This is a genomic window from Roseovarius sp. SCSIO 43702 (genome assembly GCF_019599045.1).
Taxonomy (GTDB): Bacteria; Pseudomonadota; Alphaproteobacteria; order Rhodobacterales; family Rhodobacteraceae; genus Roseovarius.
The window spans coordinates 250,581-275,946 of sequence record NZ_CP080623.1; the positions used below are offsets into that span (position 1 = coordinate 250,581).

Sequence of the window (25,366 nt, forward strand, 5' to 3'; positions counted from 1 at the left end):
GCGGGCGCCCCATTGTCACGGGCCGGTTGCGGAGGCATGCCTCCTCGAGAACCGCAGGTGAATGATACCCATGAGACTATCCTCTATTGTCGTAATCGGCGGAACATTCTTCGTTGCCGCATTGCTTGCGGTCATCGCGGCCGGTTTTTCCGCGGGTGTCATCGAGAAGGGCTCGAAAACCGAAGTGCGACGCGCCCTTGACCTGGCCGATATCGGCTGGGCGGAGGTCGATGCCGACGGGTTGCAGGTTTTCATCGCCGGCACCGCGCCTACCGAGGCCAGCCGGTTCAAGGCCATCTCTGTCGCGGGGGGCGTTGTCGATTCGACGCGCGTGATCGACCAGATGCAGGTCGAGGACGCCGCCGAGATCGCGCCGCCGCGATTCTCGCTGGAGATACTGCGGAATGACGCCGGTGTTTCGCTGATCGGTCTCATTCCGGCAGACGCAGACAGCGAGGCGCTTTTCGAAACCGTCGAGCGTGTCGCCGAAGGTGCGTCGGTCACCGATTTCATAGACCGTGCCGATTATCCCATCCCGGACGGTTGGAACGAAGCGGTGCGCTACGCAGGGTCGAAACTCGACAAGTTGCCGCGGGCCAAGATCTCGATCGAGGCCGGGCGGGTGTCATTCACCGCCACGACCGATTCACCCAGGGAAAAGCGAGAGCTCGAAGCGGAACTGTCGCGACGAGTGCCACGTGGCATCAGGGTCGTTACCGATATTTCCGCGCCCCGGCCGGTCATCACCCCGTTCACCCTGCGGTTTCTGATCGAGGATGGCGCCGCGCGGTTCGATGCGTGCTCGGCGGATACCGAAAAGGCCAGGCGCGAAATACTCGCCGCGGCGCGCGAGGCCGGGGCTTCGGGTGACGCGGATTGCACGATCGGGCTTGGTGTTCCGACGCCTCATTGGTCCGAGGCCGCGCGCCTGGGCATCGAGGCGGTCTCGAACCTCGGTGGCGGCACGATCACCTTTTCGGATGCCGACATTTCCCTGGTGGCGCCCGAAGGCGCGGACCAAGCCCTTTTCGATGATGTCGTGGGCACGCTCGAGACGGAATTGCCCGAAGTCTTCGCGCTTCACGCGGTTCTGCCACCTCCCCCCACGGATGCCGAGCCGGTGGTCCCGGAATTCGTGGCAACCCTCTCGCCCGAAGGCCTGGTCCAGATGCGCGGACGTGTCGGCAGCGAGAAGTTGCGCCAGACCGTCGACAGCTTCGCGCGTGCCAGGTTCTCGTCCGATGGTGTCTACATCAAGGCCCGCGTGGTCGAGGGGCTCCCGTCCGACTGGCCGGTTCGCGTTCTCGCCGGGCTCGAGGCGCTGTCCTACCTCACCAACGGCGCGGTCACCGTCACTCCGGAGACGATCAAGATACACGGCGACACCGGCAACAAGGAAGCCAGCGCCAAGATCGCAGGTTTCTTTTCCGAGACGCTGAGTGAAAGCGCCCAATACGATATCGAGGTGCGTTACAAGGAAGCTCTCGATCCGATAGCGGCCCTCCCCACACCGGAGGAATGTATCCGGCGGCTGAACCTGATCACCGCGGAACGCAAGATCAACTTCGAGCCCGGCTCGGACACGTTTGACGCGAGCGGTGCTGACATCATGAACGATATCGCCGAGCTTCTGAAGCAATGCGGCGAGATCAACATCGAGATCGGCGGCCATACCGACAGCCAGGGCCGCGAAGTGATGAACGAGCAACTCAGCGAGGATCGCGCGATGGCCGTGCTCGAGGCGCTCCGGGCGCGGCGCGTCATCACGTCCAACATCACGGCTGTCGGATATGGCGAAAGCCAGCCCATCGCCGACAATGAAACCGAAGAGGGACGCGAGGCGAACCGGCGTATCGAATTCAAGCTGCTCGAACCCGAAGCGACCGCTGAACGCGAAACGGGGCTTGAAAGCCTTGAGCAAGACAGCGAAGAAGAAAGTGAAGAGGCTTCGGGGCAGAACGGCACGGAAGATGAACAGAACTGAATTCATAATCGCGATCGCGATCATTCTGTTCGTTGCCTTTTGTCTCGGCTGGTTCGCCAACTGGCTGGTTCACAGGTTCATCCGTGTCAACCAGTCGGAAATGGGAGAGCTCGACCGGATGGCGCAGGAGCTTCACGAGGCGGAAGAGACCCGCGATCAGGCCATCACCTATCTGCAACAGCGCGAAGCAGAGCTCACGAATCAGCTTTCTCAGACCGAGGCGGAGCTTGCCGCGACGATGGAGGGTCTACGCGAGGCACGGCAGGAAGCCGAGATGATGCGCGCCCAGCTCGAGCGTCAAGGCTCGGGTTGATCGTTCAGGACCAGGTCACATCCGCCAGGAAGATGTAGCCCGCGCCGTAGATCGTCTTGATCAGCTTCGGGTTCTTCGGATCCTCGTCGAGCTTGGTGCGCAGCCGAGAAATGCGCACGTCCATCGCCCTGTCGAAACTCTCGCCCGCACTGCCACCCAGCTCGTCCAGCATGGCGCTGCGCGTGATCAGCCTCTTGGGGCGTTCGAGAAAAAGTCTCAGAACCTCGCCTTCCGCATGGGAGAAGGACGTTTCACGGCCGTCCTCGCGCTCGAGGACGAACCGATCGAAACGCGCGGTCCAGCCGTGGAACTCCGCCGTGCTCCGCTTCGGTTCGACCGGTGCGTCGCGCCGGAGGCGCGCCCGGATACGCGCGACGACCTCGGTCGGGTCGAAAGGTTTGATGATGTAGTCATCCGCCCCCAGCTCCAGGCCGGTGACACGGTCCCGTACTTGCGCCCGGCCGGAGATAATGATCACGATGGCCCCTTTCTCAAGCGCCAGGCGGTGCACGAGCGATAGCCCATCGCGGTCGGGCAACGAAAGATCGACCAGGCAGACATCGGGCGTGACGTTGTTGAGCGAGGCTTCGAATTCCCTGGCGCGTCCGAACGAGATCGTGCGGAACCCCGCTTCGGCGAGGGTCTCGGCCAGCATCGTGCGAATTTCGGGCTCGTCATCCAGGATCGCAATAAGGGGCTCGGTCATGATGCGACGCTCTCCTTCAGCAGGAATGATCTCAGGCGATCGGGCGCAACGGGTTTGCGAAGCACCGGGACGAGCTCGCGTGCCGCGACGTGGCGCGGATCCGATACGGGCAGCGACGTCATCAGAACGACTGGAGGGTGATCGTGTGGCAGGCTCCGAAGAAGGTCAATGCCGGTTTCCTCGCCCTCGAGGACGATGTCGGACACAACTACAGAGATTTCTGGCAGCTCCCTCATAAGGGTTCGGGCTTCGCTTGCGGTCGTCGCCTCGACCACGGTGTGACCATCCGCACAGAGAATATCGCGCAGGGTTCCGCGTATCTCGGCATTGTCTTCGAGAAGCAGCACCAGGCCCGGTGTCTCCGCATCGGGCGCGGGCCTGAGCGGAAGGCGCAAGGTCACGCAGGCGCCCTTCTGCCGGTTTTCAAGGGTGACGCGGCCCCCGGCAAGCTTGGTGACGTCATAGACCATGACGAGGCCAAGGCCGGTCCCGCCTTCTCCCTTGGTCGTGAAGAACGGATCGAACGCATGCCGCAATGCGTGATCCGAAAACCCCGGTCCGGTGTCCGAGACGGTGAAGTCGATCCAGGTGTCCTTGACCGCGGATACCGCGAGCTCGATCTCACCGGTTTCGCCGCAGGCATCCTTGGCATTGAGGACGAGGTTGAGAAGCGCATCCTGCAGCATCCCCGCTTCGAGCATGAGGCGCGCGTTGCCAATGGTGCTGACGATCCCGAAGGTCACGCCATCGGGCAGGACCGAGCGCGCCAGCGGATCGAGGTCGGCCAGGAACTTCGCCAGGTTGACGGGGACCGGATCATGTTTGCGCTCGCTCGTCATGTCCGCAATTCGGTTGAGAAGACTGCCGCCTCGTTTCGCGGCGGCGACTGTCGCCTGCACAAGCGCTGCGGCCTCATCCGGCAACCCGTCGATGCGCCCAAGCCGAGATTGCATCCCCAGAATGATCGTGAGCAGGTTCGAGAAGTCGTGGGCCAGACCCGACGTCATCTGCGCGGCCACCTCGCGGCGGCGGGTCTGTTGAAGCGCGGCGCGGGTCTGGGCCTCTTCGGTGATGTCCATCGACAGGATATAGACGCCCCCCGTCTCTTCATCCGGGGTGAAGGCGGCCCGAATCCGGCGCGAGCTTGGCGCATGGGTGAATTCGAAGACCGAAGCATCCCCGTCGAACGCCGCGTCAAGCCGTGCCTCGATTGCGGAAAACGCCTCGGGACCAAGCGCGTCTTCGACCCGTTCTCCCACGATGGACGCCTTGCTTCCCGGCATGATCGAACTCAGCCGCCGGTTCGAATAGGTGTAGCGTCGGTCCGGTCCCACATGCGCGATGTGCGCGGGCATCATCTCGGTCGTGAGCCGTGTCCGCGCCTCGGATGCGGTCACCTGCCGCTTGGCCTCTTCGAGTGCCGTGATCGTCGCCTCGAGTTTTCTGTTCGTCGCGGCCAGGTCCTCGGAATAACCCGAAAGCTGGTCCGAAAGCTCATCCGAGCGGGCTTTCAGAAGTGCTTCCTGGCGCTTGGTCCGGGTGATGTCGGTATAGACCGTTACCCATCCTCCTTGCGGAAGCGGCGTGCCCTCGACCGCGATCGTGCGGCCATTCGCGCGTGTGCGTTCCATGTAATGCGGCTCGAACGCGCGCGCGATCTCGACCCTGTCACGGACGAACTCCTGAAGATCGTCCACGTCCCCGTAATCACCCCGGTGCGCAAGAAACGTGAGCGTATCCTCGAAAGAGGCACCGGGCGTCACGAGATGCGCGGGTAAATCGAACATCGCCTGGAACCGCGCGTTGCAGATCACGAGCCGAAGCGCGTCATCATAGATCGAGAGAGCCTGCTGGATGAGGTTCAGCCCCGCCATCGTGAGCGAGGTCGTATCCGGTTGCCGTGTCGCGTGATCGGTCATGTCGGTTCCTTGGGATGTTCCGATACCACCTGGACGGGTGAGCAAGAAGCGTAAACCACCTTTGTCACAATTCGATAGATTTCAGTAAACTTAGCGAAAAAGTTGACGATCAACAGGGTAGCGGCATCCATGTCGGCAGAAGCGACGAACGCGGGCAGGAGACCTCGCGCCAAGGGATGCAGGGAGGAAGCGAATTGTCGAAGTCGGCCACGGCGGCAGAGGGATGCATGTCCTTTCCGGCCTTGCTTGAGCGCAATGTCAGGAAATTCGGAACGCGGCCTGCCTATCGCGAAAAAGAGTATGGAATCTGGCAATCCTGGACATGGTCGGAGGCGGCCGAGGAGATCGAGACGTTCTCCCTGGGTCTTCTGGCGCTCGGCGTCGAGGAAGGCGAGTTCGTCGCGATCGTCGGGCGCAACCGTCCCTATTTCTACTGGTCGATGGTTGCGGCGCAGTCGGTAGGCGCCATCCCCGTGCCGGTCTATCAAGACAGCGCGGCCGAGGAGATGGCCTATGTCATGGATCATTGCGGCGCGCGTTTCGCCGTGGTCGAGGACCAGGAGCAGGTCGACAAGATCATCGAGATTCAGGACAGCCTGACCGAGTTCGAGCACATGATCTATATCGATCCGAGAGGCCTGCGGAAATACGACCATACCAAGCTGCACCGGTTTGGCGAGGTCCAGGAGACCGGGCGCGAGAAGCGCTCCGAACTCATTTCGGAACTCGAAGCTCGCAAGGCAAAGCTGACATATGACAGCACCTGCGTCATGCTCTACACGAGCGGCACAACGGGCAAGCCCAAGGGCGTGGTTCTCAGCAACCGCAATATCATCGAAGCATCGAAATCGTCTTCGGAGTTCGACAACCTGCGACATACCGAAGAGGTTCTGGCCTATCTGCCGATGGCGTGGGTAGGAGATTTCATCTTCTCCATCGGACAGGCCTACTGGTGCGGTTTCTGCGTCAATTGTCCCGAAAGCCCTGAAACCATGCAGACCGACCTGCGTGAGATCGGGCCGACCTACTACTTCGCGCCGCCCCGCGTATTCGAAACGCAGTTGACCAACGTCATGATCCGCATGGAAGACGCGAGCCGCTTCAAGCAGGCTCTCTTTCATCATTTCATGGAGCATGCGCGCAAGGTCGGACCCGATATCCTGGACAAGAAACCCGTCAGCGCATGGGACAAGTTCTGGTATCGGGTGGGGCATCTGTTTGTCTACGGCCCGCTCAAGGATACGCTGGGATTTTCGCGCGTGCGGGTGGGTTATACCGCGGGCGAGGCGATCGGGCCGGAAATCTTCGAATTCTACCGCTCGCTCGGGATCAACCTGAAACAACTTTACGGGCAAACCGAGGCCAGCGTCTTCATCACGTTGCAACCCGACGGAGAGGTCCGCAGCGATACGGTGGGCGTGGCGGCGCCCGGCGTCGAGATCAGGATCGCCGACAGCGGCGAGGTCTTCTATCGCAGCCCCGGCACGTTCGAGGAATACTACAAGAATCCCGAAAGCACCGCCTCGACCAAGGATCCGGAGGGATGGGTGGCGACGGGTGATGCCGGCTATTTCGACGAGGCGACGGGACATCTCAAGATCATCGACCGCGCGAAGGACGTGGGGAAAATGGCCGATGGCCAGCTCTTTGCGCCCAAGTATGTAGAGAACAAGCTGAAATTCTTTCCCAACATTCTTGAAGCCGTGGTATTCGGCAACGGACGCGAGAAGTGCACGGCGTTCATCAATATCGACATGTCCGCCGTGGGGAACTGGGCCGAGCGGAACAATATCGGCTATGCTTCCTACCAGGAACTTGCGGGCCATCCGCGCGTGCTCGAGACGATCAGGGAGCATGTGGAAGAGGTCAATCGCAGTCTCGCCGATGACCCGATGCTGGCACATTGCCAGGTGCATCGTTTCCTTGTGCTACACAAGGAACTCGATGCCGACGATGGCGAGATGACCCGCACCCGCAAGGTGCGGCGCAACATCATTTCCGAGAAGTTCGACGATCTTCTGACCGCGCTCTACGACGGCTCGGACGAGATTTTCACCACGACCGAGGTGACCTACGAGGATGGGCGCAAGGGCAGCATCAGCGCGACGCTCAAGATCATGGATGCCGAAGTGGTGCCGGTCGAGACGCAGAAGGTGGCGGCGGAATGATGACTTCATTCTTCGATCCCACTGTGCGCGCGCAAAACCTTAATCCGAAGGGTCCCGTCATCGTATCTGGGATCAATTCCGTTGAACAAACAAACCTCTTCGAAAGTCTCTTGGCCGTCGCGACCTTCGCGGATGGCTGTTCGAGCAAGTCCTTCGATGAAAAGGCTGGGTTGCTGAAGGTCATGGGTCATCGAATCGCTCCTAAGTGCAAAAGGAGCCTTCCAAGTAAAGCAGGATCCGGATTTCGCGCATGCACGATCCGCGACGCGATAGGGTTCGGCGCTGCGAAACGGAATATTTCCGAGGAAATTCAGCATGCTTGACGCGACAGAGGGATACACCACGGAAGACGGCCGCAAGATCGGCGGCGTCGTGATGGAGATGAAGAACATCACGCTGCGCTTTGGCGGTGTGGTGGCGATCAAGGACATCTCGTTCGACATTCGCGAGGGCGAGATCCGGGCCATCATCGGGCCGAACGGCGCGGGCAAGTCCAGCATGCTCAACGTCATCTCGGGCTTCTACCATCCGCAGGAGGGCGAGGTCTGGTACAAGGGTGAGCGCCGTCCGGCGATGAAGCCCTTCCAGGTTGCCCGGCAGGGGATCGCGCGGACCTTCCAGAACATCGCGCTCTTCGAGGGGATGAGCGTGCTCGACAACGTCATGACGGGTCGCATCCGGCAGATGAAGGCCGGGATGATCGCGCAGGCGATCTGGAAGGGGAAGGCCGAACGGGAAGAGGTGGAGAACCGCGAAGTCGTCGAGAAAGTCATTGATTTCCTCGAGATCCAGCATATCCGCAAGACACCCGTGGGGCGCCTTCCCTATGGTCTCAAGAAGCGGGTGGAGCTTGCGCGGGCGCTCGCGGCGGAGCCTTCGATCCTTCTTCTGGACGAACCGATGGCCGGCATGAACGTGGAGGAGAAGGAGGACATGAGCCGCTTCATCCTCGACGTGAATGACGAGTTCGGCACCACGATCGCGCTCATCGAGCATGACATGGGCGTGGTCATGGACCTGAGCGATCGGGTGGTCGTGATGGATTATGGCAAGAAGATCGGGGACGGAACACCCGACGAGGTGCGCACCAACCAGGACGTGATCGACGCCTATCTGGGGGTGGCCCATGACTGAATTTTCAACGTCGGTATCCATGTCGGTATCCACGTCGGTATCGCGTCGGTGCGTTTGCCGCATCCGCAACGAGGGAGGCCCTATCCATGCCTGAACAACTGATCTGGGGGATGGAGGTCTTCGTGAACGGCCTCATGGCCGGGGTGCTCTACGCGCTCGTCGCGCTGGGGTTCGTTCTGATCTTCAAGGCATCGGGCATCTTCAACTACGCGCAAGGCGTGATGGCGCTTTTCGCTGCGCTGACGCTCGTGGGGATCATGGAAGGACAGGTGCCGTTCAGCCACCTGATCAACGCCGTCTTCGGAACAGAGATACATCACTTCGGATGGCATGTTCCCGCGTTCCTCGCGATCATCTTCACGATGCTGGTGATGATCGCACTGGCCTGGGCGGTGAACAGGTTCATCTTCCGCCATCTCGTCAACCAGGAGCCGATCATCCTGTTCATGGCGACCATCGGACTCGCCTATTTCCTCGAGGGGGTGGGTGACGTGATGTGGGGGTCGGACATCAAGAAGCTCGATGTGGGCCTGCCCCAGGGGATCAACCTGACCATCGACGAATTCACCTTCAACCTGTTCGAATACGGCTTCTTTATCGACAACCTCGATCTCTGGGCGGCGCTCGTCGCGGCGCTCTTGGTGATCGCGCTGGTGATCTTCGCGCAGTATTCGAAGCAGGGCCGCGCGATGCGCGCCGTGGCCGATGACCACCAGGCCGCGTTGTCGGTGGGCATCTCGCTCAACTTCATCTGGGTGATGGTCTGGTCGCTGGCAGGCTTCGTGGCGCTGGTCGCGGGGATCATGTGGGGCACGAAGTCGGGCGTGCAGTTCTCGCTCTCGCTCATCGCGCTCAAGGCATTGCCGGTGCTGATGCTGGGCGGCTTCACCTCGATCCCCGGCGCCATCGTGGGCGGGCTCATCATCGGGGTGGGCGAGAAGCTTTTCGAGTTCATCATGTCGAGCGACGCCCTGGCCGGACAATGGTTCGGCTTCACGATCAGCGCGACGGAAAACTGGTTCGCCTACGTGCTGGCGCTCCTGTTCCTGGTCTTCCGGCCGCAAGGATTGTTCGGGGAGAAGATCATTGAGCGGGTTTAGAGACTGGTTCGGGTCCACGGGGCCGCGGCCCGGACGGCCGGGCGATCACGTGAAAGAGTGGGGAGACGTCGATGATTTATCGTGAAGCAGGCGATTTCAAGACGTCCTATGTGGACGACAGCCAGACCTTTCCGATCAGGTTCGACCGGTATGGATATTACGCCGCCCTCGTCGTCGCCTTCGCCATCGTGCCGTTCGTCATCAACGACTACTGGGTCAACGCGGTTGTCCTGCCCTTCCTGATCTATGCCATCGCGGCGATCGGGCTCAATATCCTCACGGGCTATTGCGGGCAGGTCTCGCTTGGCACGGGCGGGTTCATGGCGGTGGGGGCCTATGCCTGCTACAAGCTGATGACGGCCTTTCCCGACGTGAGCATCATCATCCACGTGATCCTCTCGGGTGCGATCACCGCGGCGGTGGGCGTGCTGTTCGGCCTGCCGAGCCTTCGGATCAAGGGCTTCTACCTGGCGGTCGCGACGCTTGCGGCGCAGTTCTTCCTCGTCTGGCTCTTCAACCGGGTGCCGTGGTTCTACAACTACTCGGCCTCGGGCCAGATCAGCGCGCCGGAACGCGAGGTGTTCGGCGTGGCGATCACGGGGGCCGAGACGGCGCCCTGGGCCGCCTATCTCTTCTGCCTCGTCTTCACGGTTCTCTCGGCCCTCATCGCGCGCAACCTCACGCGCGGGATGGTGGGACGGAAATGGATGGCGATCCGCGACATGGACATCGCGGCCGAGATCATTGGGGTCAACCCGCTCAGGGCGAAGCTCAGCGCCTTCGCGATCAGCTCGTTCTTCGTGGGCGTCTCTGGCGCGCTGTTCTTCGCGGTCTATCTCGGCGCGGTCGAGGTGGGCGAGGCGTTCGGCATCAACAAGTCGTTCCTCGTCCTCTTCATGGTGATCATCGGGGGGTTGGGGTCGATTTTCGGGAGTTTCGCGGGGGCCGCGTTCCTCGTCATCCTGCCGGTCTTCCTCAAGATCGCGCTCGCCGATCATGCGGCGGTGAGCCCCGTGTCGAACGCGCTCGCGACGCTGTGCCTCGCGATCTTCGGGGTGGCATTGCTGCTTTTCCTCGCGCACCTGGTCCTGCGCGTCTTCGGGCGCCGGCTCTGGAAGGATCTCGGCGCGCTTTGCGGCATCGTGGCCCTGATCGCGTTCTTCGCCTACGCGCTGCTCTCGGGTGGGCTGGGCTGGCCCACCGATATCGTCGCGCATGTGCAGCTGATCATCGTGGGCGCGCTCATCATCGTGTTTCTCGTGGCCGAGCCGCACGGGCTGGCACAGCTCTGGCGCGTGGCGAAGGAGAAACTGAGACTTTGGCCTTTCCCCCACTAGGGCAAGGCGATTCATCGAACGAAAGATCGGATAGAACCAAGGGAGGTATGAACCGATGAAACGACACCTTATCGCGGCGCTCGCGGGCGTGACCATGATGGCGGGACCGGCGCTTGCCGAACTGACCATCGTGGACCTGTCCTATCGCACCGGGCCCTATGGCGCGAACGGCATCCCGTTCTCGGACGGCTACCAGGACTATTTCACGCTACTCAACGAGCGTGATGGCGGTATCGGGGGCGAGAAGATCAACCTGATCGAATGCGAGACCGCCTACAACACCGAGAAGGGGGTCGAATGCTATGAGGCCACCAAGGGTGAGGGCGCGCTGGTCTATCAACCGCTCTCGACGGGTATCACCTATCAGCTCATCCCCAAGGTGACGGCGGACGAGATTCCGCTTCACACGATGGGTTACGGGCGCACTTCGGCCAAGAACGGCGAAGTGTTCAAGTGGGTCTTCAATTATCCCGCGAACTACTGGGACGGGGCGAGCCTCGCCGTCAAGCACATGATGGAGCAGGCGGGCGGCAGCCTCGAAGGCAAGACCATCGCGCTTGTCTACCACAACAGCGCCTACGGGAAGGAGCCGATCCGCACGCTCGAGAAGCTGAGCGAGAAGCATGGCTTCAACCTGACGCTTCTGCCGGTGGATCACCCGGGTCAGGAACAGAAGAGCCAGTGGCTCCAGATCCGGCGCGAGAAGCCCGATTTCGTTCTCATGTATGGCTGGGGCGTGATGAACCAGGTGGCGATCCAAGAAGCGGTGAACATCCGCTTTCCAATGGAAAACTTCATGGGAATCTGGTGGTCGGGCTCCGAGAACGACGTGAAGGCGGCGGGTGATCGGGCCGATGGCTACAAGGCGCTGACGTTCCACAATCTCGGCTCCGACTATCCGGTCTATGACGACATCCAGAAATATGTCGTGGACACGGGCAAGGCCGCCGGCGCGGGTGATGGCATCGGCTCGGTTCTCTATAACCGGGGAATGTATGCCGCGATGCTCGCCGCCGAGGCGATCAAGACCGCGCAGGAGATCCACGGCGTGAGCGATATCACCTCGCAGCAGATGCGCGACGGGATGGAAAACCTCGAGATGACCGAGGAGAAGATGGCCGAGATCGGCCTTCCGAACTTCGGCCCCGAGTTCAAGGTGAGCTGCGAGAACCACGGCGGCAACGGCTTTGGCGCGGTGTCGCAATGGGATGCCGAAGCCGGTGAGTTCAAGCTCATCACCGACTACTTCCAGTCCGACCAGGAGGTCATCCAGCCGCTGATCGAAGAGGACAGCATGGCCTTTGCCAAGGAAAACAACATCGAGCCGGGCTGCTGACCCATTGCCCCGGCCGCGGCGCGGGCCGTGGCCGGGGTGTCTTGAGTACTTTTGCCAAGAAGAAGCCGCGCGCACCCAAGGGTGAGCGGCCATGGAGAGAACCATGCTGGACGCCGGGAAGACCGAGGAGGCCCTGCTCGAGGTCAACAACATCGAGGTGATCTACAATCACGTGATCCTCGTGCTGAAGGGCGTGAGCCTGAGCGTGCCCAAGGGCGGAATCACCGCGCTGCTGGGCGGCAATGGCGCGGGCAAGACGACGACGCTCAAGGCGATCTCGAACCTGCTCAAATCCGAGCGGGGCGAGGTGACGAAGGGCAATATCCGCTATCGCGGAGAGCGGGTGCAGGATCTCGCGCCGTCCGAACTCGTGAAGCGCGGCGTCATTCAGGTGATGGAGGGGCGCCATTGCTTCGAGCACCTGACGGTCGAGGAAAACCTGCTTACCGGCGCCTACACGCGCCGCGCGAGCCGGGGCGACATCGATGCCGACCTCGACCTCGTCTACAGTTATTTCCCGAGGCTGAAGGAGCGCCGCAGGAGCCAGGCGGGCTATACCTCGGGCGGCGAACAGCAGATGGTCGCGATCGGACGCGCGCTGATGAGCCGGCCCGAGACGATCCTTCTGGACGAGCCCAGCATGGGCCTCGCACCGCAACTGGTCGAAGAGATCTTCAACATCGTCAAGAGCCTCAACGAGAACGAGGGGGCAACCTTCCTCCTGGCCGAGCAGAACACGAACGTCGCGCTGCGCTTCGCGCAATACGGCTACATCCTCGAAAGCGGGCGGGTGGTCATGGACGGCCCCGCGAAGGAGCTGCGCGAGAATCCGGATGTGAAGGAGTTCTATCTCGGCATGTCCGACGAGGGCCGGAAGAGCTTTCGCGACGTGCGCTCCTACCGGCGGCGCAAGAGGTGGCTGTCGTGACGCGGAACGGGAACCCAGGGATGAACCAATTCTTCGACGAACTCGAAACGCGGAGCGCGGATGCGCGCGCGACCGACATCGCCAAGGCGCTGCCCGACCAGATCGCTCGCGCCAAGGCCCTTCCGGGATATGCCGGGCGACTTGACGACGTTGACCCGGACGCGATCATGAGCGTGGAAGCGCTGGCCGATCTTCCGGTGCTGCGGAAATCCGACCTGGGCGCCGCGCAAAAGAACGCCACCCCCTTCGGTGGCTTGACCGCGCGTGCCGCGAACGGATTCGCGCATGTCTTCCAAAGCCCCGGTCCGATCTATGAGCCGGGTGGCGACGCGCATGACTGGTGGCGCATGGGCCGGTTCCTGCATGCCTGTGGTATCGGGCGCGGCGATATCGTGCAGAACTGCTTCGGCTACCATCTGACCCCGGCCGGCATGATCTTCGAGAACGGCGCGAGGGCCGTGGGGGCCACGGTGCTGCCCGCCGGCACGGGACAGACGGAGCTGCAGGCGCGCGCCGCGCATGACGTGGGCACGACCGCCTACGCGGGCACGCCCGATTACCTCAAGGTCATCCTCGACAAGGCCGATGAGCTGGGTTTCGACCTCTCGATCACCAAGGCCGCCGTGGGCGGCGGCGCACTTTTCCCGTCGCTGCGGCAGGAATACGCGGACCGGGGCATCCTTTGCCTGCAATCCTATGCCACGGCCGACCTGGGCAGCATCGCCTATGAAAGCGCCGCGCAGGAAGGGCTCGTCATCGACGAAGGAGTGATCGTCGAGATCGTCACCCCCGGCACCGGCAACCCGGTCAGGCCGGGAGAGGTCGGCGAGATCGTGGTGACGACGCTCAACCCCGACTATCCGCTCGTCCGATTCGCCACGGGCGATCTCAGCGCCATGATGGACGGGCAAAGCCCATGCGGGCGGACCAACAGCCGCATCAAGGGATGGATGGGTCGGGCCGATCAGACCACCAAGATCAAGGGAATGTTCGTGCGTCCCGAGCAGGTCGCCGCCCTTGTGGCGCGGCACGAGGAGATCGCGCGCGCTCGCGTGATCGCACGGCGCGAGGGCGAGATGGACATCATGTGCGTCCAGATCGAAAGCGACTGCACCGATGCGGATCGCTATGCCGGGTCGGTCGCCGATGCGCTCAAGATGAAGGGCCGGATCGAGATCGTGGCCCCGGGCAGCCTTCCCAACGACGGCAAGGTAATCGAGGATCAGCGCAGCTATGACTGATCGCTGGGGCGCCGCTGAATTCATGTGCAATTGAAGATGTTAAGCTTTCGGTAAAGCGCGATCTGCTACCACTGGCTCCGGGTGAGAAAAGGTGGTGAGTAATGAGCGCGCGAAGCAATGCGGCGCCCATGATCATCAAGAGGAAAAAGGTGATCGCCGGTGGCGGGCACCATGGTGGCGCCTGGAAGGTCGCCTACGCCGATTTCGTGACCGCGATGATGGCATTCTTCTTGTTGATGTGGCTGCTGAACGCAACGACCGAGAAACAACGCAAGGGCCTGGCCGATTACTTCAGCCCGACCGTGCCCATCAGCCGGGTGTCGGGCGGCGGCAACGGCCATTTCGGCGGCGAGACCGTCTATGCCGAGGATACCCTGCCCAAGAACGGCACGGGTGCGACCCGCGAACACGTGACCGAGGCGAGTGTTTCGCGCGGAGAGACCGGGCTTCGAAAGATGTCGCCGGGCGAGGCCGAGGAAATCAGGCGAAAGCTGGACGAGGCGCTCGAGGGGATGGCCGGCGAAAGCATGGTCAGCCGCGATCTGATGCGGCACATCATCACGCGCGTCACCGACGAGGGGCTCGTGGTCGAACTCTTTGATCTCGACGGAGCCTACCTCTTCGAGCCACTGACCGACGAGCCGACCGACCTCATGAACGCCCTTCTCGAAATCGTCACGCGGTTGTCTGCCCTTGTCGAGAACGACATGGCGCTCGCTGCGCACACGCGGGCCGAGGCCGGCCCCCTGCGCGAGAACCCCGTCTGGAACCTGAGCACCGCGCGGGCGCATCGCAGCCGCCTGCTGATGGAAAGCGCGGGCGCCGACCCGTCCCGCATCAGGAGGGTGACGGGCCATGCGGATCGTTCGCCCGTGACCCGCGATCCGATGGCCGTGCGGAACAACCGGATCGAAGTGACATTCCTGCGATCCTGAGATGGGGAGGCAGTTGCACTGAATTTTATCTGTTAGCGGGATGTTAAGCGAACGCCCTTATGCCTCGTGTGAACAGCACTTGATGCAGCAGAAAGGCGTGTCCATGACCATTTCCTCCTCGTTGAATGCCGGAGTCGCGGCGCTGAGCGCGAATGCAACGCGACTGGCCGCCATCTCCGACAACATCGCGAATTCGGCGACCTATGGCTACAAAAGGGTCGAGACGGACTTTCAATCGCTGGTCATTTCCCGCAACGGCGGCAGTTACTCGGCGGGCGGCGTCCGCTCTACCACGCAACGCCTGATCGACGAGGGTGGCTCGCTCGTCACGACGTCGAATCCCACCGATCTCGCGGTGCGCGGACGCGGCTTTCTTCCGGTCGCCGCGGCCAGCCGGGTCGAAGTGGGCAATGGCGGCAGCCAGATGCTGCTGACGACGACCGGCTCGTTCCGGACCGATGCCGACGGGATTCTCAAGACCGACTCGGGCCTCGTCCTTCTCGGATGGCCGGCCAACCCCGACGGCACGGTGCCGGAGTTTCCCCGCGATACAAGTGATGGGCTCGAACCGGTGCAGATCAACGTCAACCAGTTGACCGGAGAGCCGACAACATCCATCCGGCTGGGGCTGAACCTGCCCGCGACGGAAACGGCGGCAACGGCGGCGGGCAACACGCAGCAGCTCTCGGTCGAGTATTTCGACAACCTGGGCAAGTCCGAGAACATCATGGTCGATTTCGCCCCGACGGTCCCGGCGACGGGCACCTCGAACCAATGGACGATGGTCTTTCGCGACTCGGCCCAGGGCAACGCGATCATCGGCGAATACACGCTCGAATTCGACGACGCGCGGGCCAGCGGGGGCACGCTTCTCAACGTGGGCACCGTATCGGGCGGCACCTACGATGCCGGCGCGGGCACGGTCATCGTCAATGTCGCCGGCGGTCCGATGGAGATCGACATCGGCAGACTCGGCGGCAAGGACGGGCTGACCCAGCTTTCCGACAGTTTCGCGCCGCTCTCGATCTCCAAGGACGGCTCGCCCGTGGGCAACATGACTTCGGCCCAGGTCGACGAGAACGGTTTCGTCCACGCCTCGTTCGATACCGGCATCACGCAGATCATCTACCAGGTGCCGCTTGTCGATCTGCCCAACCCGAACGGCATGGTCTCGTTCGACAAGCAGACATTCATGCCCTCACCCGACAGCGGGTCCTTCTTTCTCTGGGATGCGGGCGATGGGCCAACCGGCGATGTCGTGTCCTTCGCGCGCGAAGAATCGGCGACCGACGTGGCGGGCGAGCTGACGGACATGATCCAGACGCAGCGTGCCTATTCCTCCAATGCCAAGGTCATCCAGACCGTGGACGAGATGCTGCAGGAAACCACGAATATCAAGCGCTGAGCCTGACCGCGACACGCCCGCCCCGCCCCTCGCCCGAACCGGAGGCCCTTCATGTCCCTCACATCCGCCCTGACGAATGCCCTTTCGGGTCTCACCGCCAATTCCCGCGCGGCGAGCGTGGTGGCCTCGAACCTCGCAAATCTCCACACGCCGGGATACGGGCGCCGGGAAATCGTGCTTTCCGCCGATGGGGTTGCGAGGACCGGCGGGGTCAGGGTCGAGGGTATTTCCCGCAGGATGAACCAGTCCGTGCTGGCGGACCGGAGGGTGGCGGACGGGGCGGTGTCCGGGTCCCGCACCTCCGCGGCCTTCTTCCGGCGCATCGAACAGGCGGTCGGCACGCCCGACCAGCCCGGTTCGCTGACCGCGCGTCTCGCGGCGTTCGAGGCAAGCCTCACCACGGCCGCCAGCCGCCCGGACCTGCCCGAAAGGCTCGATGCGGTGGGGGCACGTGCGGGTGAACTTGCCCGGACCTTCCGGGCGGTCTCCACCGAGATCCAGGGTCAGCGCGAGAGTGCCGAAGCGGCCATCGCCACCTCGGTCGCCACGCTCAACCGATCGCTGGAGCAGGTCAGCGACCTCAACAGCGAGATCCAGGCGGCGCTGCGCGGCGGTTTCGATCATTCGGCGCTCGAGGACCAGAGACAGGTCGTAATCGACCGGATTTCGTCGATCGTGCCGGTGCGCGAAACCGCCCGCGAGGACGGTGCCGTGGGCCTTGTCTCGACCGGCGGCGCCATCCTTCTGGATCGCAGGCCAGCCCGTTTCGACTTCACGCCCGCGAACGCCATCGTTGCCGACATGACGGTCACCGGAGGCGGGCTGTCCCAGGTCCTCGTGAACGGGGAGCCAGTTCCCACGGGAGGCAAAGGCGGACCCCTGCGTGGGGGGGAGCTGGCCGCGCTTTTCGAGATACGCGACACCCATGCGGTAGCGGTTCAAGACGCACTCGACGCCGTTGCCCGGGGGCTTGTGGAGCGTTTCGCCGCGCCATCGGTCGATGCCACCTTGACGCCCGGTGACCCGGCGCTCTTCACCGATGGGGGCCAACCGTTCGACTCCGCGGACGAGACCGGCCTCGCATCGCGCCTGGATCTGAACGCGCTTGTCGACCCGGACCGGGGCGGCGCCTCCTGGCGTCTTCGCGACGGCCTCGGTGCCGCCGCGCCGGGACAGACGGGCGATGCCTCGATCCTTGCCGCCATGCGCGACGCGCTCGCGGTGCGCTCCCCGCTCGGAGCCCCGGGCGCCGGCGGCGCGACGGCGTCGCTTGCGGCCCATGCGGCCGCCATGACCTCGGGAATCGCACAAAGCCGCCTGACCCATGACGAGAATTCCACCATCGCCGCCTCGCGACAGGGCGAACTGGAAGCCATGCTCCTGACCGATGGTGTCGATTCGGACGCCGAGACGCAACGGCTGCTCCTGATCGAACAGGCCTATGCGGCAAATGCACGGATGATCGAAGCCGTGGATCAGATGATGCAAGCTCTATTGAGGATTTGAGAATGACCTTCACCTCGATCGGCGACCTGTCCCAGGCCATGCTGACAAACCGCCGCAACACGTCGCTCAAGCTGCGGATGAACACCCTGACACAGGAACTGTCTTCCGGCCGGACAAGCGACGTCGCACGTCACCTTTCCGGCAATCTCACGCGGTTGGGCGATATCGAGAACCGGATCACCACCTTGACCGCCCTGCGTGACACCACGCGGGAGGCAGAAACGCTTACCGCCGGTATGCAGCGGGCGCTGACGCCGCTGCGCGAGACCGCGACATCCGTGGCATCCGCGGCGTTTCTCGTGACCGGGGGTGCAGCGCATCATCAGCGCGCGGCCGCCGCAACCATGGCGCGCGGCGCGATCGACGATATCGTCGCGGCACTTAATCTCGATATCGCCGGGCGCGCCCTTTTCGCAGGGGCCGAGAGCGGCGGTCGCGCCGTTTCGGGGGCCGATGCATTGGTGGCGGCGGCCAGGTCCGCGATTTCCGGGGTGACGGACACGGCCGGGTTCGATAACGCGCTCGATGGATTTTTCGGACCCGGAGGCACTTTCGAAACGTCGATCTACACCGGTTCCACCGCGGACGCCGCGCCGATTCGCCTTGGCGAAGGGCAGTCGGTGCAGCTTGGGCTGCGCGCCGACGACCCCGCGATCCGTGACCTGTTGCGCAACATGCTTTCGGTCGCGCTCGCCGACGCCCCCGAGGCAATCCTCGATCATGACAGTCGCGCGCGAATCGTCGCATCCGCGGGCGAGGGGCTTCTGGCCGACGCTGATACCGTCATTCGCTTGCAGTCCGACCTGGGATATTCGGAGGCCCGTATCGAGGAAGCCTCGGTTCGTGTCGGCGCCGAGATCGCAAGCCTCGAGATGGCGAGAAACGAGATGCTCGGCGCCGATCCCTTCGATACCGCGAGCGAGCTCGAGCAGGTGCGCTTCCAGCTCGAGACACTCTATGCGGTGACCGCGCGAACCGCGCGCCTCAACCTGATGAGCTTCCTGTCATGATGCACCTGCTGACCCGCCTGCTTGTGGGCGCGACCGTTCTTCTTTCCTGCGCGGGCGCGCTGTCGGCCAACCAGATACGTATCAAGGACCTGGTCGAGTTCGACGGCGTGCGCGGCAACGATCTGGTGGGCTATGGTCTCGTGGTCGGCCTGAACGGCACGGGTGACGGTCTGCGCAATGCGCCCTTCACCGAAGAGATCATGGCCAATATCCTCGAACGCCTGGGCGTCAACGTCTCGGGCGAGCAGTTTCGCCCCAAGAACGTGGCCGCGGTGATCGTCACGGCGAGCCTTCCACCCTTCGCGCGTGCAGGCGGCCAGATCGACGTCACGGTTTCGGCCATCGGCGACGCGAGCAGTTTGCTGGGCGGAACGCTGGTCATGACGCCGCTCAACGCGGCGGACGGCGAGATCTACGCGGTGGCTCAGGGCACGATCCTGGCCGGCGGTGCCGCGGCCGAGGGCGCGGCGGCGGCCGTGGTGCAGGGCGTTCCGACATCGGGAGTGATTCCGTCCGGCGCGCGGGTCGAACGCGAAGTCGCCTTCGATCTCGGCTCGCTCGAGTCGCTCCGCCTGGCACTTCGCGAACCCGACTTCACCACAGCCCGCCGGATCGAAGCGGCGATCAACGGCGCCTATGGCCGCGCGGTCGCGGTGATGCTCGATTCCGGAACCGTGCGCTTCGATATAGGTCGAAGCCGCGCCCCGTCTCCGGCGCATGCGCTGGCCACGGTGGAAAACCTGCTCGTGGTGCCGGAACGGAAGGCGCGGGTCGTCGTCGATCAACGCTCGGGTACCATCGTCATGGGCGAGGATGTGCGGATCTCACGCATCGCGGTCTCGCAGGGAAACCTCACCCTTCGGGTCGAGGAAGCCCCCGTCGTGGTTCAGCCGAATCCATTCGCCGAGGGTGAAACCGTCGTGGTGCCCCGAAGCCGCGCCGAGATCGAGGAAGAGGCCGGTGTCGGCCTTGCCGAGGTGCCGCAGGGGACAACATTGTCCGAAGTCGTCGCCGGGCTCAACGCGCTGGGCGTCTCGCCCCGTGACATGATCGACATCCTGAAGACCATCAAGGCCGCAGGCGCGCTGCACGCCGAGTTCGTGGTGAGATAGGGCGGGCCGGTGCGGCCGATCGAAGCCGCACGCGGACTGATGAAGCCTGGGCCTGACCCGACGAAGGCGACGAACGCCGGTTCGTTTCAGCTTGAGCGCAGCTCGCTCCTTGCCGGACATGCAAAGCGTGCACCTGAGCGGAAATCGAATCAGCGGGCTTCGGAATGGTCGAACTACGACAGCGACTGGCATCTACCTCGGCGCATGTATTCGGGACCTTCGGGTTTTCGATAGCGACCTGCCCTGTTCCGTTTGGCGGAGACACGCGCGCGCCCCACGCGGTCGGATGCCGGAAATTCAGAAGTAGCTTCGCACGAGACTGTCGGCGATGAGCCGCCATCCATCCGCGATGACGAAGAATGCCAGCTTGAACGGAAGCGACACGATTGCCGGCGGCACCATCATCATGCCCATCGACATCAGGACGGCGGCCACCACCAGGTCGATGATCAGGAAGGGCAGAAAGACGAGAAAACCGATCTGGAACGCGCGCGAGATCTCGGAGAGCAGGAAGCTCGGGATCATGACTGACAAGGGTGCCTCGGCTCCGGGTTCGATCCCCTCGGTGTCCGGGCGGAGGGCGGCCATGGAGGAGAATGTCTCGGGGTCCATGCGCGCGGCCATGAACGTGCGGAAAGGCGCCATGGCACGGTCGAAAGCGACGTCGGGTGCGACGGCGTCGGACAGAAGCGGCTCGATCCCGAGCGTCCAGGCCTCGCTGAAGACCGGTTCCATCACGAAATAGGTCAGGAAGAGCGCGAGGCTGACGATAAGCATGTTGGGCGGAGATTGCTGAAGCCCGATCCCCTGGCGGAGAATGGCGAGCACGGTGACCATGAAGGGGAAGCAGGTGATCATGATCGCAAGCCCGGGCGCCAGGCTGAGCACGGTTATCAGCGCGATGAGTTGAATGGTTCGCACCGAGAGTGCCGCGTCCCCGCCCAACGAGACGGAGACCTCCTGTGCCATGCCGGGCGTGGCGACCCCGATCACGAGAACCGTCATGACCGGCAACCAGATGCGGGCAGAGGTCATTCGAGGCTTTCCCGCAGGTTCGCAACCTCGGTCAGCCGGACGGAAAGCTGGCCCTTCCGATCCCCCTCGAGTTCTTCCAGCTCGCCGCGCGCGATGAGCCGATCGCCCACGTAGAGCTCGACCGGATCCTCGACCCGCTTGTCGAGCTGAAGAACGGCGTCCTTGCCCAGGGTCAGAAGCTCCCGGATCGAGGGCCGCGCCTTTCCGACCGAGATCGTGATCTCGATCGGCACGCCGGCGAAGGTGTTCGCAAGGTCCGGCGGGGACGTCTCGGCGGGATCGTTCGTGTTTTCCATCATGCTGTTTCCTTCTGGTCCGGGCCTTGAACGGCGTCGAAAAATCCGTCCATCGCCGAGGCGATGTCCTCGAGCAGTCCGCCGATGTCGATTTCACGTTCCTTCCCGCCGAATCGCATCGAAACCTGGCCGGGCCCGAGCGTGGGTTCGGTCGAAAGCGTGACGGGCATGGCGGCGGGGTCGTCTAGCAATCCTTCGATCGCCGGGAGATCGTCGGGCGCCACGACGATTTCCACCTCCGCGCCGGCGCCATTGCGCAGCACCTCGTGCAGCTGCTCGGCGACGCGAGGGGCCAGCGTGCGGTGCGCCAACTCGGGAAGTATCTTGCCGACGATTTCGTCGAGGACGGGCCGGATGTCCCGAAGCATTGCCTGCAGCGCCTCCTCGTAAGTGAAGGATAGCGCGGTCAGGTTCGATGCGAAGTCCGAGGAGATACGCCGCCTGTCATCATCCTGTGAGGTGATGGCATCGTCCCATCCTGCCTTGTAACCCGCTTCATAGGCAGCAAGGTGCATGTCTTCCAGGGAAGCGTTGTTCGCCCCTTGGGACCCGCCCGCGATGCCGGTTCCGAAATCTTCGAGAAGGTGAGCGATGCTCATGTGGCCTTCTCCTCGTCACCCTCGAGCCATGTGCGGAGTATCTCGACCGTCTCATCCTGCCGCTCGCCGATCATCGCGCGCAGCCGTTCCACCGGATCGGGCGTCGCCTCGGCACCCCGCGCCGGAAGAGAAGAAAGGCCGGGCGACCGTTCCCCCGATCCGCTCGGGACGAGCGCGAGCGCCGAGGTGTCGATATCGCTGTCGTCTATTTCGCCCGTGAGAGATGACCCGGCCCGATCGTCCCCGTCGCGAAGCGCCGGCTCTCCCGAACCGCTAGGGCCCGCGGGGGAAGGGAGGCGCGCGGCGGCTTCGTTTCTGGCCCCGCTCATGAGTGGTCGCACCACGAAGAGACCCAGCGCAAGCGCCACGACCGCCAGTATCGCGGCCTGCAGGATCGACATCAGGTCCAATCCGAGCGTGGTCATCCATGACGGTGCCGCGGCGGTGCCCGCCACGGGGATGGGCGTGAATTCCATCGTCTTGATCGTGATGACATCGCCCCTGGCCTCATCGAAGCCGACCGCCGAGGCGACCAGTTCGCGCAACGCGGCAAGCTCCTCCTCGGGGCGGGGCTCGAAGACGACAGCGCCCGTTGCGTCCGTGGTCTCGGTGCCGTTGACGAGCGCCGCGACGGTCAGCCGCTTGATGGCGCCGGGCGCGAGGGTCAGCTGCCTTTCGGTCTGCGACACCTCGTAGTTCACCCGCTCGCGCGTCTCGGTCATCTGGCTGCTGGAGCTTTGCTCGCCCGCGCCATCCCCCTGCGGCAGGTTGGAGGCGATGGTTACATCGCCGCCACCCGCGTCGGAAGATGCGTTCGAGCGCTCCTCGGTATCGGTCGAGATGGCAACCCGGCTTTCCGGATCGACACGCATTTCGCGAATGAGTTCGGTGGTTTTCACCGTCTCGACACTGATTTCGACGACTGCGTTCCCCGGGCCGACCCGCGCTTCGAGAAGACGGCCTACCCGCTGGCGCAGGTTGTCGGTGAGGTCGTCGCCCGAATCCGCATGCGTGTCATCCGGGCCGCCGATCAGGCCCCCGGCACTGTCGATGACGGAGACGTCCTCGGGTGTCATGCCCGGAATCGCGGACGCCACCAGGAACCGCACGGCCTCGGCCTGACGCGGTGGGAGGCCACCGCCGGGGGACGTCACCATCACGGATGCCGACGGCGACACGTCACGCTGAAACGGGTTGGAGCCGGTATTGGCCAGATGCACCCGCGCCGTCGCGATGTCGGGGCTGGAAACGAGCGTGCGCGCCAGTTCCCCCTCCTTCGCGCGCCAGTAGGCCGCGTCGAACATCTGCGACGTCGTGCCGAAACCGTTGAGCCCGTCGAGTATCTCGTAGCCTTTGCTGGTGTTGGCGGGCAGACCTTCGGCCGCGAGGGTCAAGCGCAGCGTGTCCCGCTGTGCCGCGTCAACGAAGATCGTGCCGCCCCTGACATCATAGGCCACGCCGCGCTGCTCGAGCGCCTGGACCACCTCGCCCGCGGCGCCGCTTTCGAGGCCCGAGTAGAGCAGGGCGAGCGACGGCCGTGACGCTGCCCGTCCCAACCCGAGCACCGCCCCGAAGATCAGAAGCGTCGAGATGATCACGATCGCGCGCTTCCTGAAATCCAGGCCGGACCAGACATTCATCATCTGCTGCAAGTTCTTCGCCTCCGCGTCACGGGCTTCTGCCCTGGGGTCGAATCCGGTTTTCGCCGATCGGGCTTAACAATCGGTTAGTGCCTGCCGGTTAAGTTGACGGTGACGACAAGAACGGATGCACGGATGAGTGAAGACACCGAAACCGGAGAGAGCACCCCGAAGAAATCCGGGAAACGCACGCTGTTGCTGGGCTTGTTGCTTGGCCTGCTGGGCGCCGGCGGCGGTTTCTACGCCGTTCATGCCGGATTGCTGCCGGGCGCCGAATCATCATCGACCGCGAAAGAGGAGGCGGCACATCACGAGGAGGAAACAGTCCTCGGTGACCTGCCCGACGTGGCTTATGTGCCGCTTGCCCCGCTTGTCGTTTCACTGGGCGATGGCGCGACCGGAAAACACTTGCGGTTCAACGCGCAGCTCGAGGTGTCTCCGCCCCATCGCGAGGAGGTCGAGAAGCTGATGCCGAGGGTGATGGATGTCCTCAATGGCTACCTGCGCGCGCTCGAGACGAGCGATCTCACCGACCGGTCCGCCTTGATGAAACTGCGGGCGCAGATGCTGCGCCGTATCCAGGTGGTTGCCGGGGGGGAGCGGGTCCGGGACCTTCTGATCATGGAATTCGTGTTGAACTGAGGACAAATATGGAAACGATCGCCGACATTCTTCTGGTTGCCGGGGCGCTTGGCGCCGGATTCTACTGTTTCATACTCGCCAGACGGCTCAGCCGGTTCAACGATCTCGAATCAGGGATGGGTGGCGCCGTCGCGGTCCTCTCCGCCCAGGTCGACGATCTGACGAGAACGTTGCAGGCGGCGCAGGGAACGGCGTCCGCCTCGACCGAATCGCTCGAGGCCCTGACGGATCGTGCCGAAGGCGTGGCAAAGCGGCTCGAGCTGATGGTCGCGTCGATGCACGACCTTCAGGAGGAAACGCCCCCGTCGCCGCCGGAGACGTCACCGGTGGGGCCGATCTTCCGGCGTCGCGACGAAAGGGGCGCGGCATGAAAGGCCGGCGCACGAAACGCCGCGCGCCCCGCCGAAACATGCGGGGGTCGCTGCTGATCGTGGCGAGCCTGCTTCTCGGGTCGGCCTTCCTGCGGATCGGCGACGATGCCGGCCGCGCCTTCGCAAGAGGGCAGGAGGCGATCACGCAATCCGCATTCCCTCCGGCAGATCAGCCTCTGGCCTGTGAGACGACACCCGATTTTCAGGCCATGCTGACCGCGTTCGAGGCGCGCGAGGCCCGGCTCGAGGCGCGCGAAGCGGCCATGTCCGAACGCATGCAGGCGCTCCGCCTCGCGGACGAGGAGATCGAGCGCAAGCTGGCGCGGCTTGTCGCGGCAGAAGAGCAACTGGCCGAGACCCTCTCGATCGCGGACACGGCGGCCGAGGACGATATCGACCGGCTCACGCGGGTCTACGAGAGCATGAAGCCGAAGCAGGCGGCGGCTCTCTTCGAGGAAATGAACCCCGAGTTCGCCGCCGGATTCCTCGCGCGTATGCGTCCCGAGGCCGCCGCGGGCATCATGGCCGGGCTTAGCCCGGGCGCTGCCCACGGTCTGAGCGTTGTCCTCGCGGGGCGCAACGCGAACGCGCCGAAGGACTGACAGGCGCGGAGTCACGGGATCTTAACCCGCCTGTGAGAGCTTTCGAC

The 25,366-nt window shown here is 63.6% G+C and carries 24 protein-coding genes; 18 read left to right on the forward strand and 6 right to left on the reverse strand.

Features of this window, described 5'->3' with window-relative positions; genetic code table 11:
• The first annotated feature begins 70 nt into the window (after positions 1–70).
• A complete protein-coding gene (locus tag K1T73_RS01200; protein WP_220602192.1) occupies positions 71–1,984 on the forward strand; it encodes an OmpA family protein in 1,914 nt (637 codons plus the stop codon).
• The gene (locus K1T73_RS01205) at positions 1,971–2,297 is read left to right on the forward strand and encodes a hypothetical protein (protein ID WP_220602193.1); all 327 of its coding nucleotides are present in this window, start codon (positions 1,971–1,973) and stop codon (positions 2,295–2,297) included. Before K1T73_RS01200 ends, K1T73_RS01205 begins: the two co-directional genes overlap by 14 nt.
• A gap of 4 nt (positions 2,298–2,301) precedes the next feature.
• Here the strand turns inward: K1T73_RS01205 and K1T73_RS01210 are convergent, their stop codons facing one another.
• Together K1T73_RS01210 and K1T73_RS01215 are read right to left on the reverse strand one after the other, a co-directional pair.
• Entirely contained in the window at positions 2,302–3,003 is a 702-nt protein-coding gene (locus K1T73_RS01210) for a response regulator transcription factor (protein WP_220602194.1), read from the reverse strand.
• Positions 3,000–4,922: a PAS-domain containing protein gene (locus K1T73_RS01215; RefSeq protein WP_220602195.1), complete on the reverse strand. Its 1,923-nt coding sequence runs from the start codon at positions 4,920–4,922 to the stop codon at positions 3,000–3,002. Before K1T73_RS01215 ends, K1T73_RS01210 begins: the two co-directional genes overlap by 4 nt.
• Positions 4,923–5,149: 227 nt before the next feature.
• Between K1T73_RS01215 and K1T73_RS01220 the strand changes: the two genes are divergently transcribed.
• The 13 genes from K1T73_RS01220 (at position 5,150) to K1T73_RS01285 (ending at position 20,134) form a co-directional block, all read left to right on the forward strand.
• Positions 5,150–7,090, forward strand: coding sequence for an AMP-binding protein (locus K1T73_RS01220; RefSeq protein ID WP_259400512.1), 1,941 nt, complete (start codon positions 5,150–5,152; stop codon positions 7,088–7,090).
• Positions 7,087–7,413: a hypothetical protein gene (locus K1T73_RS01225; protein ID WP_220602197.1), complete on the forward strand. Its 327-nt coding sequence runs from the start codon at positions 7,087–7,089 to the stop codon at positions 7,411–7,413. The genes K1T73_RS01220 and K1T73_RS01225 overlap by 4 nt, the downstream gene beginning before the upstream one ends.
• Complete coding sequence (locus K1T73_RS01230; RefSeq protein ID WP_220602198.1) at positions 7,406–8,224, forward strand: ABC transporter ATP-binding protein; 819 nt, start codon at positions 7,406–7,408, stop codon at positions 8,222–8,224. Before K1T73_RS01225 ends, K1T73_RS01230 begins: the two co-directional genes overlap by 8 nt.
• 86 nt (positions 8,225–8,310) lie before the next feature.
• Positions 8,311–9,324, forward strand: coding sequence for a branched-chain amino acid ABC transporter permease (locus K1T73_RS01235; protein ID WP_220602199.1), 1,014 nt, complete (start codon positions 8,311–8,313; stop codon positions 9,322–9,324).
• A gap of 71 nt (positions 9,325–9,395) precedes the next feature.
• Positions 9,396–10,661, forward strand: a complete 1,266-nt coding sequence (locus tag K1T73_RS01240) for a branched-chain amino acid ABC transporter permease (RefSeq protein WP_259400388.1) — start codon at positions 9,396–9,398, stop codon at positions 10,659–10,661.
• Positions 10,662–10,716: 55 nt separating this feature from the next.
• A complete protein-coding gene (locus K1T73_RS01250) occupies positions 10,717–11,997 on the forward strand; it encodes an ABC transporter substrate-binding protein (RefSeq protein WP_220602200.1) in 1,281 nt (426 codons plus the stop codon).
• 103 nt (positions 11,998–12,100) lie between these two features.
• Entirely contained in the window at positions 12,101–12,925 is an 825-nt protein-coding gene (locus tag K1T73_RS01255) for an ABC transporter ATP-binding protein (RefSeq protein ID WP_220602201.1), read from the forward strand.
• Between the two features lie 20 nt (positions 12,926–12,945).
• Positions 12,946–14,166 carry a phenylacetate--CoA ligase family protein gene (locus K1T73_RS01260; protein ID WP_220602202.1) on the forward strand — a complete coding sequence of 407 codons (1,221 nt, stop codon included), beginning with the start codon at positions 12,946–12,948 and terminating at the stop codon, positions 14,164–14,166.
• A gap of 101 nt (positions 14,167–14,267) precedes the next feature.
• Entirely contained in the window at positions 14,268–15,101 is an 834-nt protein-coding gene (locus tag K1T73_RS01265; RefSeq protein WP_220602203.1) for a flagellar motor protein MotB, read from the forward strand.
• 103 nt (positions 15,102–15,204) lie between these two features.
• The gene (locus K1T73_RS01270; RefSeq protein ID WP_259400389.1) at positions 15,205–16,506 is read left to right on the forward strand and encodes a flagellar hook protein FlgE; all 1,302 of its coding nucleotides are present in this window, start codon (positions 15,205–15,207) and stop codon (positions 16,504–16,506) included.
• Between the two features lie 51 nt (positions 16,507–16,557).
• A complete protein-coding gene (gene flgK, locus K1T73_RS01275; protein WP_220602205.1) occupies positions 16,558–18,012 on the forward strand; it encodes a flagellar hook-associated protein FlgK in 1,455 nt (484 codons plus the stop codon).
• A gap of 2 nt (positions 18,013–18,014) precedes the next feature.
• The gene (locus K1T73_RS01280; RefSeq protein WP_220602206.1) at positions 18,015–19,022 is read left to right on the forward strand and encodes a flagellin; all 1,008 of its coding nucleotides are present in this window, start codon (positions 18,015–18,017) and stop codon (positions 19,020–19,022) included.
• Positions 19,022–20,134 (forward strand): flagellar basal body P-ring protein FlgI, encoded by a 1,113-nt coding sequence (locus K1T73_RS01285; protein WP_409077739.1) that lies wholly within the window; start codon positions 19,022–19,024, stop codon positions 20,132–20,134. The genes K1T73_RS01280 and K1T73_RS01285 overlap by 1 nt, the downstream gene beginning before the upstream one ends.
• A 297-nt stretch (positions 20,135–20,431) precedes the next feature.
• Here the strand turns inward: K1T73_RS01285 and fliP are convergent, their stop codons facing one another.
• From fliP to fliF, 4 genes are all read right to left on the reverse strand, one after another.
• Entirely contained in the window at positions 20,432–21,169 is a 738-nt protein-coding gene (gene fliP, locus K1T73_RS01290) for a flagellar type III secretion system pore protein FliP (protein WP_220602208.1), read from the reverse strand.
• On the reverse strand, positions 21,166–21,468 hold the full coding sequence (locus tag K1T73_RS01295) for a FliM/FliN family flagellar motor switch protein (protein WP_409077721.1): 303 nt from the start codon (positions 21,466–21,468) through the stop codon (positions 21,166–21,168). The genes fliP and K1T73_RS01295 overlap by 4 nt, the downstream gene beginning before the upstream one ends.
• Positions 21,465–21,980 (reverse strand): hypothetical protein, encoded by a 516-nt coding sequence (locus tag K1T73_RS01300; protein WP_220602209.1) that lies wholly within the window; start codon positions 21,978–21,980, stop codon positions 21,465–21,467. The genes K1T73_RS01295 and K1T73_RS01300 overlap by 4 nt, the downstream gene beginning before the upstream one ends.
• 80 nt (positions 21,981–22,060) lie before the next feature.
• A complete protein-coding gene (gene fliF / locus K1T73_RS01305) occupies positions 22,061–23,707 on the reverse strand; it encodes a flagellar basal-body MS-ring/collar protein FliF (RefSeq protein ID WP_259400513.1) in 1,647 nt (548 codons plus the stop codon).
• Between the two features lie 132 nt (positions 23,708–23,839).
• Here fliF and fliL point away from each other — a divergent pair, with 132 nt between their 5' ends.
• The 3 genes from fliL to K1T73_RS01320 are packed head-to-tail and all read left to right on the forward strand — an operon-like array spanning position 23,840 to position 25,319.
• Complete coding sequence (fliL, locus tag K1T73_RS01310; RefSeq protein WP_220602211.1) at positions 23,840–24,346, forward strand: flagellar basal body-associated protein FliL; 507 nt, start codon at positions 23,840–23,842, stop codon at positions 24,344–24,346.
• Positions 24,347–24,354: 8 nt separating this feature from the next.
• Complete coding sequence (locus K1T73_RS01315; RefSeq protein WP_220602212.1) at positions 24,355–24,717, forward strand: hypothetical protein; 363 nt, start codon at positions 24,355–24,357, stop codon at positions 24,715–24,717.
• On the forward strand, positions 24,714–25,319 hold the full coding sequence (locus K1T73_RS01320; protein WP_220602213.1) for a MotE family protein: 606 nt from the start codon (positions 24,714–24,716) through the stop codon (positions 25,317–25,319). Before K1T73_RS01315 ends, K1T73_RS01320 begins: the two co-directional genes overlap by 4 nt.
• The last annotated feature ends 47 nt before the right edge of the window (positions 25,320–25,366 follow it).

Bases quoted from the DNA above. Each gene is read 5' to 3' on its own strand.
- K1T73_RS01200 (WP_220602192.1), top strand. From the start codon at position 71: ATGAGACTATCCTCTATTGTCGTAATCGGCGGAACATTCTTCGTTGCC.
- K1T73_RS01205 (WP_220602193.1), top strand. From the start codon at position 1,971: ATGAACAGAACTGAATTCATAATCGCGATCGCGATCATTCTGTTCGTT.
- K1T73_RS01210 (WP_220602194.1), bottom strand. From the start codon at position 3,003: ATGACCGAGCCCCTTATTGCGATCCTGGATGACGAGCCCGAAATTCGC.
- K1T73_RS01215 (WP_220602195.1), bottom strand. From the start codon at position 4,922: ATGACCGATCACGCGACACGGCAACCGGATACGACCTCGCTCACGATG.
- K1T73_RS01220 (WP_259400512.1), top strand. From the start codon at position 5,150: ATGTCCTTTCCGGCCTTGCTTGAGCGCAATGTCAGGAAATTCGGAACG.
- K1T73_RS01225 (WP_220602197.1), top strand. From the start codon at position 7,087: ATGATGACTTCATTCTTCGATCCCACTGTGCGCGCGCAAAACCTTAAT.
- K1T73_RS01230 (WP_220602198.1), top strand. From the start codon at position 7,406: ATGCTTGACGCGACAGAGGGATACACCACGGAAGACGGCCGCAAGATC.
- K1T73_RS01235 (WP_220602199.1), top strand. From the start codon at position 8,311: ATGCCTGAACAACTGATCTGGGGGATGGAGGTCTTCGTGAACGGCCTC.
- K1T73_RS01240 (WP_259400388.1), top strand. From the start codon at position 9,396: ATGATTTATCGTGAAGCAGGCGATTTCAAGACGTCCTATGTGGACGAC.
- K1T73_RS01250 (WP_220602200.1), top strand. From the start codon at position 10,717: ATGAAACGACACCTTATCGCGGCGCTCGCGGGCGTGACCATGATGGCG.
- K1T73_RS01255 (WP_220602201.1), top strand. From the start codon at position 12,101: ATGCTGGACGCCGGGAAGACCGAGGAGGCCCTGCTCGAGGTCAACAAC.
- K1T73_RS01260 (WP_220602202.1), top strand. From the start codon at position 12,946: ATGAACCAATTCTTCGACGAACTCGAAACGCGGAGCGCGGATGCGCGC.
- K1T73_RS01265 (WP_220602203.1), top strand. From the start codon at position 14,268: ATGAGCGCGCGAAGCAATGCGGCGCCCATGATCATCAAGAGGAAAAAG.
- K1T73_RS01270 (WP_259400389.1), top strand. From the start codon at position 15,205: ATGACCATTTCCTCCTCGTTGAATGCCGGAGTCGCGGCGCTGAGCGCG.
- flgK (WP_220602205.1), top strand. From the start codon at position 16,558: ATGTCCCTCACATCCGCCCTGACGAATGCCCTTTCGGGTCTCACCGCC.
- K1T73_RS01280 (WP_220602206.1), top strand. From the start codon at position 18,015: ATGACCTTCACCTCGATCGGCGACCTGTCCCAGGCCATGCTGACAAAC.
- K1T73_RS01285 (WP_409077739.1), top strand. From the start codon at position 19,022: ATGCACCTGCTGACCCGCCTGCTTGTGGGCGCGACCGTTCTTCTTTCC.
- fliP (WP_220602208.1), bottom strand. From the start codon at position 21,169: ATGACCTCTGCCCGCATCTGGTTGCCGGTCATGACGGTTCTCGTGATC.
- K1T73_RS01295 (WP_409077721.1), bottom strand. From the start codon at position 21,468: ATGATGGAAAACACGAACGATCCCGCCGAGACGTCCCCGCCGGACCTT.
- K1T73_RS01300 (WP_220602209.1), bottom strand. From the start codon at position 21,980: ATGCACCTTGCTGCCTATGAAGCGGGTTACAAGGCAGGATGGGACGAT.
- fliF (WP_259400513.1), bottom strand. From the start codon at position 23,707: ATGATGAATGTCTGGTCCGGCCTGGATTTCAGGAAGCGCGCGATCGTG.
- fliL (WP_220602211.1), top strand. From the start codon at position 23,840: ATGAGTGAAGACACCGAAACCGGAGAGAGCACCCCGAAGAAATCCGGG.
- K1T73_RS01315 (WP_220602212.1), top strand. From the start codon at position 24,355: ATGGAAACGATCGCCGACATTCTTCTGGTTGCCGGGGCGCTTGGCGCC.
- K1T73_RS01320 (WP_220602213.1), top strand. From the start codon at position 24,714: ATGAAAGGCCGGCGCACGAAACGCCGCGCGCCCCGCCGAAACATGCGG.